Raw genomic sequence first — 11,879 nt, forward strand, 5'->3', positions numbered from 1 at the left:
AAGGCGGGGTGATGGTGACATGAATGACATGGTCATACAGACTTATGGATTATCCAAACATTATAAAGCGAGAAAAGCGGTCGATAACGTCAATCTCCAAATCCGCAAAGGAGATATTTACGGTTTTCTGGGACCGAACGGAGCCGGTAAAACCACAACAATCCGGATGCTGCTCGGATTGATCCGGCCTACAAAAGGAACCGTTCACCTGTTCGGCAAAGATCTGCGTAAAGACAAGCTGCCGATCCTTCGCAGGGTCGGGTCGCTGGTCGAGTACCCGTCCTACTACGGGCATCTGACCGCTTATGAGAATCTGGAAGCGATCCGCCGCATCCTGAATGTGCCGAAATCACGGATCGATGAAGTTCTCGCTATCGTGAGGCTTACGAAGGAGGCGGGGCGGGCCGTAAAGGGATACTCCCTGGGCATGAAGCAGCGGCTCGGCATTGCGGCTTCCCTGCTCGGGAATCCTGATCTGCTCATCCTCGATGAGCCGACGAACGGTCTCGATCCCGCAGGTATTCTCGAAATGCGGGAGCTGATCAAGAGCATGCCGGTCCAGTACGGCGTCACCGTTCTGGTATCCAGCCATCTGCTGAGCGAGGTGGACCAGATGGCCAGCCGGGTCGGGATCATCCGTGGAGGCTCGATGATCTTCGAAGACTCCATCGATGCCCTGAGGCTGCGGGCCGGAGGGCAGATCCGCATCGCCGTAAGCGACCCTCAGCAGGCGGTCCGCATTGCCGCCTCCGCAGGCTGCTTCGCGGCGCAGCAGGACTCCTCGCTGCTGCTGGAGCAGGCGCCGGACGAGAAGATCGCTCATATCGTTGCGGGGCTCGTAGAGGCAGGCCACTCCGTCTACCGGGTAGAGGAGAAGAAGAAATCGCTTGAAGATGTATTCCTCGATTTGGTGGGGGAGGCGAGCAGTTTATGACCGCCAAAGTGCTGGCCGCGGATTTTATCAAGATCCGGCGGACCCTGGTCTGGTTCCTGGTGTTTCTCGGCCCGATCGGCGCTGTAGGCTTGCAGGCCGTGAACTTCTTCCTCCGCTATGATTACCTGACCAAAGAGTATGGGGCAGACCTGTGGGGAGGCGTGCTGTCCAATGTGCAGTTTATGGCAGCCCCTGCGCTGCTGCTCGGAATGACGCTGCTTACTTCGATGATTGCAGGCTACGAGCATCAGACGAATGCATGGAAGCAGCTCCTGGCCCTGCCGGTCTCGAGGTTCAGTGTGTTTGCCGCGAAGCTGCTGCTGATTGCCATTCTGCTCGTGGTGTCCTGCCTTGTGCTGGCCGTATGCACGATTCTTCTGGGAGGCGCGCTGAACTACGGCTGGAATTTCCCTGTGGCGGATTTGCTGCGCATCAGTTTCTTCCCGCTGCTTGCCGGAGCGCCGATTCTTACGCTGCAGCTGTGGCTTGCCATTACTGTTAAAAATCAGGCTATTCCGCTTACCGTAGGCATTCTGGGAACCGTACTCAGCTTGTTCGGTGCCAATGCACCGGACTGGTTCTTCTGGAAGTGGCCTTTGCTGCTCACGCAGGCAGGCCCGCAGCAGGCCGTATGGATGGGACTGGCGCTCGGTGCCGTCGTATTTTTTGCAGGCCTTACCCAATTCACCAGACAGGATGTGAACTGAGATGACGGCTTTCGGAAAGGTATTGGCAGTGGAATGGCTGAAGCTGCGCAAAAGCAATATCTGGCTGCTCCTATTCGTTTCGCCTGTCCTGGCTTCGCTGGCGGGTGTGCTGGACGCGGAGCGCAGCACACCGCAAATCGAGTGGGTTCTGCTGCTGAGCAACATGGCGCTTATCCATGCGCTGCTGTTTCTGCCGCTGCTTACCGGGGTCTTCGCGGCATTTGTATGCCGCTATGAGCATACCGGAGGGGGCTGGAAGCAGATTCTGGCCCTGCCGGTATCCCGCTTGCATCTATATACGGCGAAGTTTCTGATCGTTGTGCTGCTGCTGGCCGTTTCCCAGCTGCTGCTGCTGGGCGGTCTGCTGGGCGCCGGCTTCGCAAGAGGCTTCGGAGGGCCGATTCCGTGGAGCCAGATCTTGTGGCCGATATTCGGCGGCTGGCTCGCCACTCTGCCGCTTGCAGCGCTTCAGCTCTGGGTGTCCGCGGCCTGGGCGAGCTTCGCGACTCCGCTCGCGCTGAACGTCATCTTCACGCTGCCGAATATCCTCGTAGCTAATTCGGAGACGTACGGGCCTTTCTATCCGTGGGTGCAGCCTTTTCTGGCTATGCTGCCGGCCAGAGACGACAGCTTCGGTGCGCTGCATACGAGCCTGGATACGCTATTGTACGTAATCGCAGGGGGGTTTGTGGTCTTCTTCGCAGCGGGGCTCGCTTATTTTCAGCGCAAAGAAATCTAGAGCCTGTCGAGTTAACTAAAAACTAAGTCTTCCTTGCCTGCTCTTGCGGGCCGCCGATCAGGAAAAGATCAAATAGGAACCTGCATGAATTGTCTTCTATTCCCTTTCCTTACAAGTGATCCAGAATGCTTCTAACGGGTAAGTACATCCTAGGAAGAGTGAAGCGAGCTAAGGAGGGAGAGGCTGATATGTTCAAGAAGGCAATTCTGATCCATAACGGAAATGCGGGTCAGGATGAGACGGATAATAGACTCGGGGCGGTAATCGGGCCTTTGGCGGCTGGTACAGGGGAACTGGTTCTGGTGCAGACAGAGAAGCCCGGCGATGCAGAGAGGATCTGCGCGGAGCGGGGGGAAGAATTCGATGTGGTGTTCATTCTTGGCGGGGATGGCACGGTGCACGAATGCGTCAACGGTCTGGCAGATCTTGCGTCTCCACCTGTGGTAGGGATTCTGCCGGGAGGGACATGTAATGATTTCTCCAGGGCGCTGAATCTTCCCCAGACACTCGATCAGGCCGCGCAGGCCTTGATGCAGGGAACTACGCGTGCCGTGGACATCGGCCGGGTGAATGACCGGTATTTCTCCAACTTCCTGGGTGTTGGCCTCATAACGGATACTTCCGAGAATATCAATCCGCAGCTGAAAGGAAAGCTGGGGAAGCTGAGTTATTTGATCAGTACGCTCCAGACCGTCACTTCGGCGGACCCGTTCCGATTCTCTTTGAAGTATGACGGGGGTACTGAGGAAGGCGAGGCCGTCATGATTTTTGTGGCCAATGGCCGTTTCCTCGGAACTCAGCCTCTGCCGCTGGATGCGGATGCTCTGGTTGACGGCATACTTGACGTTGCCATTATCCGTGAAGCCGGTTTGCCGCTTTTGAAGGAGCTGTTTAAAATCAAGAGCTTCCGGGAATGGGACGCCCACGCAAGCAGCTTTGAATTTATCCGCACCAGGGAGCTCACTCTGTCAACCGACCGGAGTATGCAAGCGGACACGGACGGTGAAATTTACTTGAATACCCCAGTGAGTATTTCGTTATTGGAGAAAAGGCTGACCTTCCTGGTTGGAGAAGACGCACCTGCCGGGCTAATTTGACGGAAGGCACAATAACGGAATAGGCAATACGGTATATTATAGAGGATGGAAAGAACCTTGCTCATAGAGCAAGGTTCTTTTGTCCGGAGGAAGGCTCTGCAATCCTCTATCGCAGCTTCGGTTGAGCTGCTTCTGTCCGAGTTATTTAACAAACGGTCAATTAAAAGAATCGATGATACTGTATCCAATCCGAATACAACGATTTATCTATAGATATGGTACAATACAGGCATATAAATCAACTAAATCAAGGCAGGGCCACATACCAGGCGCGGAGAAAGGGACAGCTTCATGAGAATCAATAAATTTATTAGCGAAACCGGAATTTGTTCCAGGAGAAAAGCAGATGAACTCGTTCAGGCCGGGCGGGTCACGATCAACGGTGTCGTGGCGGAGCTGGGCAGCACGGCAGAAGCGGGAGACGAGGTGAGAATCGACGGCAAGCCTATCGGCGCCAAGAAGAAGCACGTGTACATCGCGCTTAATAAGCCCGTCGGTATTACATGCACAACCGAGCGTCATATCGCCGGCAATATTGTCGATTATGTCCGTCATCCCGAGCGGATCTTCCCGATTGGACGGCTCGATAAGGACTCTGAAGGACTGATCCTGATGACGAACGACGGAGACATCGTGAATCAGATTCTGCGTGCAGAGAACAATCATGAGAAAGAGTACATTGTGACGGTCAAGCAGCCGATCACGGCTTCTTTTATCCAAGGCATGTCTACGGGGGTCCGCATTCTCGGAACGAAGACGAAGCCTTGCAAAGTAACGCGTATCAGCGATCATGTATTCCGCATTATCCTGACCCAGGGCCTTAACCGGCAGATCCGCCGGATGTGCCAGGCTTTCGGCTATCAAGTTACGCGTCTGCAGCGGATACGGATTATGAATATCAAGCTGGATGGAATCGCCAAAGGCAAGTGGAGAGATTTGACAGAGGATGAGTTCAATAAACTTACCGGACTGTTAAAGTAACGGCCTGACTGCAGCAGCATGAGTGTAAGTGTCTTTATTACCACTAGAAAGAGGTGCAGGATGGAACAAGCGCCTAGTCAGACTTACCGGATGGTTGACGTATGCCTGCTCGCCGGCAAGATCATGCTCCAAAGCGGAGCGGAAACCTACCGGGTGGAGGATACGATGACTCGAATCGCCGCCTCCTTCGGAGTTCATCATTCACACAGCTTCGTGACCCCGACAGGCATTATCTTCTCGATCGACGGCTCCGATCCGACCAAACTGGTCCGGATCTCCGAACGGTCGACCAATCTGCACAAGGTCACGCACGTGAATGCCATCTCGCGCCAGCTCAGCAGCGGCGAGATCACCCTGGAGCAGGCGTACACCCGTCTGCAGGAAGTGGACGCCAGCAGGAGGGCTTATCCGATCCCGCTGCAGATCGCGTCGGCCGCTATTGCGAGCGGCTGCTTCACGATCATGTTCCAGGGAAGCTGGGCTGATTTCCTGCCGGCTGTCGTAACCGGCGGCATCGGATTTGCCGGCGTGCTGTATTTTCACCGGCTGGTGCAGATCAAGTTCTTCGCCGAGTTTCTGACGTCCTTCATTATCGGGCTCCTGTCCTCCTTATTCGTCTTCACCGGTCTCGGGCAAGAATTGGACAAAATCATCATCGGCTCCGTCATGCCTCTCGTTCCGGGGTTGTTAATCACGAACGCCGTAAGGGACTTGATGGCGGGCCATCTCGTCTCGGGCTTGTCCAAGGGAGCGGAGGCGTTCCTGACGGCTTTCGCCATCGGAGCGGGCATTGCCATCGTGTTTTCATTTTATTGACGGAGGAATCATGTGATGCTTGAGCAGCTTGTAACCAGCTATATTGCCTCCGCAGCTTTCGGGATCATCTTCAATGTCCCGCGCAACACCTTGCTCCAGTGCGGCTTCGTCGGTATGATGGGCTGGTTTCTATATATTGTACTGGTGAACGGACAGCATATGGATGCCGTGATAGGGACGCTGGCGGCAGCCTTTTTCGTGACGGTCATCAGCCAGCTTTTCGCCAAAATCTACAAAACTCCCATCATCGTCTTCAGCGTATCCGGCATCATTCCCTTGGTGCCCGGCGGAATGGCGTATGATGCCATGCGGTCTTTTGTGGAGAATGACTACAATATCGCCGTTCAGCTTGCGGCCAAAGCTTTCCTGATTTCAGGAGCCATCGCGGTCGGCCTGATTTTCTCGGAGGTCATGAACCAGTTGATCCGCAGGTCCAAGCTGTAAACACACGCTTTGCAAGGAGACATGTCCGCAGCCTCAGGCTGGCGGGCTTTTCAGTATCTCCTATCATCACGCAGAATAAGGAACTGTATGTTCCAATACAACAGTTTGTCGGAAATACGGCTTATTTGACGGATAAAAAGAAGGAAAACGAGGGATTAATAAGCTTTCCTGGCTTCTTTAGGAGATAAAGGCGAGAAAAGAAGTGATTTTTGTCACAAATCCTTCACAACTACAAAAAAATGCTTTTCTCCTTTTTGCATCACAGGAGTATAATAGGGGGTATGTAGAGTTCCGTTTCGACCTGTTTACTCCCGACCTTGTTAAGAAATGAGCTCATCACTCCCAGATAGCAGATTGCCATTCTTTTTTCTTTTATGTGAAAAATGTTACAATCCTACAGTGATGAAGATTACATTTATGTTAATTTGGGAAACTTATGCGGAGATAGAAGACGTGTGCCGCGACTAACAGGGATCGAAAAATAAACGGGCTTCTATTTCAATGTAAAGGAGGACGTTAACTTATGTCAGAAACATCCGCTCAAACCCCAGGTACTACCGAAAAGCAGCCCAAGGATGTCCTTGATCAGTTGATGCAGCCAGAGGTACAGGAGTCCTTGACTGTTCTCGTTGAGAACCTGCCTAAATTGGCCGAAATGGTTACGATTATGACAAAAGCTTACGATTTGGCCCAAAGCGTTGCAACGGACCAAGTTCTGATCGATGATTTAAAAGGTGGCATGCAAGAATTTGTTAAGCCGATTACGGAGAAAGCCAAAGGTGTTGCAGCATCTGCGATCGAAGCTGGTGACCGCGCACAGGCAGAGACTTCCACAATCGGTCTTTTCGGCCTGCTCAAAATGCTGAAAGATCCGACAGTACAAAAATCTTTCCGCTTCGTGCAAGCATTCCTGGAAATTCAAGCAGATAAACAGAACCAGCGCAATTCATAAGAAACAAGAACGGAGGATGAATAATGTCGAAGCATATTTTGATTTTAGGTGGCGGATACGGCGGCTTGCTTAGCGCATTGTCGGCCCGTGAACACTTATCGGCTGAAGAAGCTACGATTACGGTTGTGAACCGTTTTCCGACTCACCAAATTATTACCGAGCTGCACCGTCTGGCTGTAGGCAATCTGTCTGAGAAAGCAGTTGCCCTGCCTCTGGAGAAACTTCTGCGCGGTAAAGATATTAATCTCGAGATCGGAACGGTCGAGACGATTTCCCCGGACGAGAAGCGTGTCGTTCTGTCCAACGGCAAATCGTTCGATTACAGCGCGCTTGTTGTCGCTCTGGGCAGTGAAACGGCATTCTTCGGAATTCCGGGACTGCAAGAGCACAGCTTCACGCTGAAATCGGTTAACGATGCGAACAAAATCCGCCAGCACGTGGAAGATTGTATCGAGTCTTACAGCAAGACCAAGAACAAAGCGGACGCAACTTTCGTTGTCGGCGGCGGCGGTCTGACAGGCATCGAACTGGTCGGCGAACTGGCTGATATGCTTCCTGGCCTGTGCCGCAGCAAAGGCGTGGATTTCAAGGAAGTGGAATTGTACTGCGTAGAAGCAGCTCCTTCCATTCTCATGGGCTTCGCACCTGAACTGATCGAGCGCGCAACAACCAGCCTTTCGAAGCGCGGCGTGAAGTTCCTGACGGGTGTTGCCATTACGGAAATGCAGGAATCCACTGTATCTCTCAAAGACGGCAGCACAATCGAAACGAACACGCTCGTATGGACAGGCGGCGTTCAAGGTAACTCCGTCGTAGCGAACTGCGGTATCGAAGTGAACCGCGGCCGCGCAACCGTCAGCGAGTTCCTGCAATCCACTTCGCACCCGGATGTATTCGTAGCCGGCGACAGCGCGGTGGTATTCCCTGCAGGTGCTGAGCGTCCGTTCCCTCCAACTGCACAGCTCGCTTGGCAGATGGGTGAGACAATCGGTTACAACCTGTTCGCACACTTCAACGGCACTCCGATGGACAGCTTTACTCCTGTATTCTCGGGTACGCTCGGAAGTCTGGGCCGTAAAGATGCGATCGGTTCGATCGGTGCTAACCAGACCCGCCTGAAAGGTCTGCCTGCTTCCCTGATGAAGGAAGCAAGTAACATCCGTTATCTGTCGCACATTAAAGGCCTGTTCGCACTGGCTTACTAGAACCTGCGAACCCTTCATGCAAGCCTGCCGTTTGTGCATGGCAGGATGAACTTTACAAGCTCTCCGAACGGTCATGCAATGATCGTTCGGAGAGCTTTTTTATATGAGATACGTCTGTCTGGCCCTGTATGTGAATATGAATGTGTATGTCCGGGGGGCTTGGATTATTTAAACAAAGTGGACCCCGGCGCATAATTCCGTTATGATCTTTTTTAGAGTCGGTTATTTAAGCGGTTTACATAATTATTTACAGCTTGCCTGATTGGAATGTATCTATAATAACCATGGGGCCGCGCTGACTTTATCGGATTTGGTTCGTCTATAGTTGTAAAGGAGTGGTGTATTTGGAGTCCTGGATTACAGAAATCATGGAGCAGTTCGGGTATTTTGGTATTTTTTTTCTTATTGCCGTTGAGAATTTGTTTCCGCCTATCCCATCCGAGATTATCCTGACATTGGGCGGGTTTATGACCACATACACGAGTCTCAGTGTGACCGGTGTGGTGATTGCGGCTACGCTGGGGTCGGTCATAGGAGCGGTTATCCTCTATGGAGTCGGTCGTATCCTGGAAGTCCGCAGATTGGAAATTATCGTAGAAAAGTATGGTCGGATCCTGCGTTTGAAGAAAGAAGATATTCATAAGGCGAACGACTGGTTTACAAAATACGGCGTATGGGCAGTATTCCTATGCCGGCTTGTTCCGCTGATCCGGAGCTTGATTTCAATTCCGGCGGGCGCAACCAAAATGAATTTTTCGTCCTTCCTTATTCTGACTACCCTGGGCTCGCTGATCTGGAACGTGGTTCTGGTTAACGTGGGCGCTGCGGTCGGAGCTTCTTGGGAAACAATCGTTCACTACATGGATATTTACTCCAACATCGTCTACGCGCTCTTGGCTCTTATTGTAGTTGTAGGTGCAGCCGTGTTCCTGAAGAAAAGATTTAAAAAACAGTAAATCCCTGACGGCCTATAGAACCGAATGAAAAAGCAGCCCCTTCTATAGAAGGAGGCTGCTTTATTGTAGGAGCTTACCGGATGTGAAGTTCGGTGCCGACGACCTCAATTTGAGTCTTTAAGTTCTCCGGGAAGAAAGAAAGGGTACATACAGGTTTCCGTCTTCCTTGATTACAGCCGCCTCTCCAAGAGGGAAAGGGGCCATTTTGTTCCTCTTGACAGGCATAGCTGAGGTGAAGCACAATTACCCGTGAGTCCATGCGTCACTTCTTTTTCCCTGCTTACCAGACCCCAACGACAGGAGTTCAATATGAGACAACTTGCTTCCATAATCGCCTCTTATATTCTGGGGATGGCGCTCATTTCTTTCGGAGTTGTCATGATCATCAGGGCCGACGTCGGTGCCGCACCCTGGGATGCGCTGAATGTCGGCCTCCAGCAGCAGATCGGCTTGACCATCGGCTCCTGGGTTTTTATTGTAGGCTTTATCCTTATCCTCATTGCGGCTGCCGTTAAGCGGACCTATCCTCAACTGTTGAACTTTATTCCGGTTGTGCTAGTCGGCTCGCTGATTGATTTCTTTAACGGATACGTCCTGACGGCCTTAAATCCTGTGCAGCTTTTCACCAAGTATGGGGCCTTCCTGGGAGGTCTGCTTGTGCTCGCAATGGGCATTGCGGTTTATTTGAATACCAAGGTGCCGATCCGAACTCCGCACGATGATTTAACGCTGGCTTTGAGCAAGAAGCTCAATTGGAGCGTTGGCGCGGCCAAAACTTTAACGGAGATATTGGGGCTCGTCCTTGCTCTGCTGGCAAAAGGTCCGATCAGCTTCGGAACCCTGATCAGTGTCGCCCTGCTGGGACCGCTGATTAACATGTTTATCTACCTCTTATTTAACCGGACAAGGAATTCCGGGGATGCATCTTAACTCAAAGCCTGTCCAGCGGAAAATATCCGGAAGGACAGGTTTTTTGATCTCAGTCATTCACAGGTTCGTGAGGGTGTATAGTCGGGGGCACCTTGCTGCATCTTGCGATTTAATAAAGCGCACAGCTAGTGACTTTTAAAGAACATAGGAGTATGTTGGAAGAAGAGAATGCACGCAATTTATTACAGTTCAGCTGAGTGAGACGGGGTGTGGAATAAGAATGCCTATTGATGGAAAATACATACGCAAGCATTGGAAGCCGTTCAGCGTAGCGGTCGCATTCTTGACGCTTGAGGCGCTGTGCGACCTGATGCTCCCGACTCTGATGGCCCATATTATTGATGTGGGCGTCGCTGAGCGGAGGATGGACTATGTGTGGACAATCGGCGGCCTGATGCTGCTCATTACCGCACTTGGAGCTGCGTCGGCGTCTATCCGTAATATCGTATCCAGTCACGTGTCGCAGAATTTCGGTGCGGAGCTGAGATCCGATCTGTTCCGCAAGATCCAGTCGCTTTCTTTTGCGGATATCGACAAATTCGACCGGGCTTCGCTGGTAACCAGGCTGACTAATGATGTCACGCAGGTCCAGATGTTTGTGAACGGGCTCATGAGGGTGTTCGTCAAAGCCCCGCTGATCTGTATCGGCAGCCTCATTATGGCTTCCCGGCTCAATCCGCCGCTGGCTGTTATTCTCGTCGTCGTTGTTCCCGTGGTCGCTTTACTGATCGCACTCAATATGAAAATCGGATTCCCGTACTTTATTAAAGTCCAGCATGCGCTGGACAAGGTCAACGGCCTGATGCGGGAGTATTTATCCGGGGTCCGGGTGGTCAAAGCATTCAACCGTTTTGATTACGAGGTGGACAAGTTCGGCGCAGCGAACGGGGAATACAAGCACCGCTCTGTGACCGCAATGCGGGTCATGTCCGTTTTTAACCCGGGTATTATACTGACTGTGAACTTCGGAATCGTTGCCGTACTCTGGCTGGGAGGGCTCCGGGTGGACCAGAACCAGATGCAGGCGGGAGATATTATTGCCTTTGTTAACTATATGACACAAATTTTGTTCTCTTTGATGCTGATTTCGATGGTGTTCACTATGTTTGTGCGTGCCAGAGCTTCGGCGGGCAGGATTGCAGAGGTATTTTCCCAGGGAAATCCGGTGGAATTGGAAGAAGTCCATGTTCATTCTGGCAAAATCCATAGCGGCGCAGGGACAATTCCCGCCAATCACGGCGGCACTCAAGAAGCTGCTATCCAGAGCGGAGGCCCGGACACGGCTGCCGGAAGCGAACGGCATCCGGGCGGCGCTCCAGCCTCTGCCCGGCTGCACGAAGATGCGGAAGCCCGGGTGAGAGGCAGGGTCGACTTCGAGAACGTCACGTTCGCGTATGAGGGATCGTCCGGCGATCCCGTCCTGAAGAACATTACGTTCTCGTGCCAGCCCGGGGAGACGGTCGGCATCATCGGCTCGACCGGTTCGGGCAAAAGCACGCTGGTCAGTCTTATCCCGCGCTTCTATGACGCCGCCTCGGGCTGTGTCAAAGTAGGGGGAGTGGACGTCACGCTGCTGGACCCGCAGGAGCTGCGGGAGAGAATAGCGGTCGTTCCCCAGAAGACGGTCTTGTTCACGGGAACGGTGGCGGACAACCTGCGCTGGGGCAAGGAAGACGCCACTGCGGCGGAGATGGAGCAGGCTGCGAGGATGGCCGAGGCGCACGGGTTTATCGATGCTTCCCCGGAAGGTTACGAGACGAGGCTCGGACAGGGCGGGGTCAATTTCTCCGGCGGGCAGAAGCAGCGGCTTTCGATTGCAAGGGCTATTGTGCGCAAGCCGGATATCCTGATTCTGGATGACTGCACCAGTGCCGTGGATGCTGCGACAGAAGCCAGAATCAAGGCATCCCTTAAGCAGTATGCACAGGGGCTTACCTGCCTGCTGATTGCCCAGCGGATCACTTCGGTTATGGATGCGGACAAGATCATTGTGCTGGATGACGGCGTCATTGTAGGCATGGGCAAGCATGGTGAGCTGCTGGCGGGCAGCCGGGTGTATCAAGAAATCTTCCGGTCTCAAATGGGAAAGGAGGCAGATTAGCATGTCCGGTTCCAAGG

Annotated in this window: 12 protein-coding genes; all 12 read left to right on the forward strand. The window is 52.8% G+C overall.

The genetic code is table 11. The features are described from left to right. The first annotated feature begins 19 nt into the window (after positions 1–19). The 12 genes from EDM21_RS19190 to EDM21_RS19245 all read left to right on the forward strand — a co-directional run bounded on the left by EDM21_RS19190 (position 20) and on the right by EDM21_RS19245 (position 11,862). A complete protein-coding gene (locus EDM21_RS19190; protein ID WP_157338066.1) occupies positions 20–934 on the forward strand; it encodes an ABC transporter ATP-binding protein in 915 nt (304 codons plus the stop codon). Then, positions 931–1,641 carry an ABC transporter permease gene (locus EDM21_RS19195; RefSeq protein ID WP_157338067.1) on the forward strand — a complete coding sequence of 237 codons (711 nt, stop codon included), beginning with the start codon at positions 931–933 and terminating at the stop codon, positions 1,639–1,641. Before EDM21_RS19190 ends, EDM21_RS19195 begins: the two co-directional genes overlap by 4 nt. A gap of 1 nt (position 1,642) precedes the next feature. Continuing rightward, a complete protein-coding gene (locus EDM21_RS19200) occupies positions 1,643–2,380 on the forward strand; it encodes an ABC transporter permease (RefSeq protein WP_157338068.1) in 738 nt (245 codons plus the stop codon). Between the two features lie 188 nt (positions 2,381–2,568). After that, positions 2,569–3,477, forward strand: a complete 909-nt coding sequence (locus EDM21_RS19205; protein WP_157338069.1) for a diacylglycerol/lipid kinase family protein — start codon at positions 2,569–2,571, stop codon at positions 3,475–3,477. Positions 3,478–3,768: 291 nt separating this feature from the next. Next, on the forward strand, positions 3,769–4,458 hold the full coding sequence (gene rluF / locus EDM21_RS19210) for a 23S rRNA pseudouridine(2604) synthase RluF (protein ID WP_157338070.1): 690 nt from the start codon (positions 3,769–3,771) through the stop codon (positions 4,456–4,458). Positions 4,459–4,518: 60 nt separating this feature from the next. Continuing rightward, positions 4,519–5,274 (forward strand): threonine/serine exporter family protein, encoded by a 756-nt coding sequence (locus EDM21_RS19215; protein WP_157338071.1) that lies wholly within the window; start codon positions 4,519–4,521, stop codon positions 5,272–5,274. A 15-nt stretch (positions 5,275–5,289) separates the two neighbouring features. Continuing rightward, positions 5,290–5,718, forward strand: a complete 429-nt coding sequence (locus EDM21_RS19220) for a threonine/serine exporter family protein (protein WP_068776650.1) — start codon at positions 5,290–5,292, stop codon at positions 5,716–5,718. A 523-nt stretch (positions 5,719–6,241) separates the two neighbouring features. Then, the gene (locus tag EDM21_RS19225; RefSeq protein ID WP_157338072.1) at positions 6,242–6,670 is read left to right on the forward strand and encodes a DUF1641 domain-containing protein; all 429 of its coding nucleotides are present in this window, start codon (positions 6,242–6,244) and stop codon (positions 6,668–6,670) included. 23 nt (positions 6,671–6,693) lie between these two features. Next, positions 6,694–7,875 carry an NAD(P)/FAD-dependent oxidoreductase gene (locus EDM21_RS19230; RefSeq protein ID WP_157338073.1) on the forward strand — a complete coding sequence of 394 codons (1,182 nt, stop codon included), beginning with the start codon at positions 6,694–6,696 and terminating at the stop codon, positions 7,873–7,875. A gap of 344 nt (positions 7,876–8,219) precedes the next feature. Then, positions 8,220–8,831 (forward strand): DedA family protein, encoded by a 612-nt coding sequence (locus EDM21_RS19235; protein ID WP_157338074.1) that lies wholly within the window; start codon positions 8,220–8,222, stop codon positions 8,829–8,831. 309 nt (positions 8,832–9,140) lie between these two features. Then, positions 9,141–9,761, forward strand: a complete 621-nt coding sequence (locus EDM21_RS19240; protein WP_157338075.1) for a YczE/YyaS/YitT family protein — start codon at positions 9,141–9,143, stop codon at positions 9,759–9,761. Between the two features lie 220 nt (positions 9,762–9,981). After that, the gene (locus EDM21_RS19245; RefSeq protein ID WP_157338076.1) at positions 9,982–11,862 is read left to right on the forward strand and encodes an ABC transporter ATP-binding protein; all 1,881 of its coding nucleotides are present in this window, start codon (positions 9,982–9,984) and stop codon (positions 11,860–11,862) included. Positions 11,863–11,879: the final 17 nt, after the last annotated feature.

It is taken from the genome of Paenibacillus lutrae (assembly GCF_009757775.1).
In the GTDB taxonomy this organism is placed as follows: domain Bacteria; phylum Bacillota; class Bacilli; order Paenibacillales; family NBRC-103111; genus Paenibacillus_F; species Paenibacillus_F lutrae.

Excerpts from the sequence above, each read along its gene's own strand:
- EDM21_RS19245 (WP_157338076.1), top strand. The coding sequence starts at position 9,982 with ATGCCTATTGATGGAAAATACATACGCAAGCATTGGAAGCCGTTCAGC.
- EDM21_RS19205 (WP_157338069.1), top strand. The coding sequence starts at position 2,569 with ATGTTCAAGAAGGCAATTCTGATCCATAACGGAAATGCGGGTCAGGAT.
- EDM21_RS19200 (WP_157338068.1), top strand. The coding sequence starts at position 1,643 with ATGACGGCTTTCGGAAAGGTATTGGCAGTGGAATGGCTGAAGCTGCGC.
- EDM21_RS19230 (WP_157338073.1), top strand. The coding sequence starts at position 6,694 with ATGTCGAAGCATATTTTGATTTTAGGTGGCGGATACGGCGGCTTGCTT.
- rluF (WP_157338070.1), top strand. The coding sequence starts at position 3,769 with ATGAGAATCAATAAATTTATTAGCGAAACCGGAATTTGTTCCAGGAGA.
- EDM21_RS19215 (WP_157338071.1), top strand. The coding sequence starts at position 4,519 with ATGGAACAAGCGCCTAGTCAGACTTACCGGATGGTTGACGTATGCCTG.
- EDM21_RS19190 (WP_157338066.1), top strand. The coding sequence starts at position 20 with ATGAATGACATGGTCATACAGACTTATGGATTATCCAAACATTATAAA.
- EDM21_RS19240 (WP_157338075.1), top strand. The coding sequence starts at position 9,141 with ATGAGACAACTTGCTTCCATAATCGCCTCTTATATTCTGGGGATGGCG.
- EDM21_RS19195 (WP_157338067.1), top strand. The coding sequence starts at position 931 with ATGACCGCCAAAGTGCTGGCCGCGGATTTTATCAAGATCCGGCGGACC.
- EDM21_RS19225 (WP_157338072.1), top strand. The coding sequence starts at position 6,242 with ATGTCAGAAACATCCGCTCAAACCCCAGGTACTACCGAAAAGCAGCCC.
- EDM21_RS19220 (WP_068776650.1), top strand. The coding sequence starts at position 5,290 with ATGCTTGAGCAGCTTGTAACCAGCTATATTGCCTCCGCAGCTTTCGGG.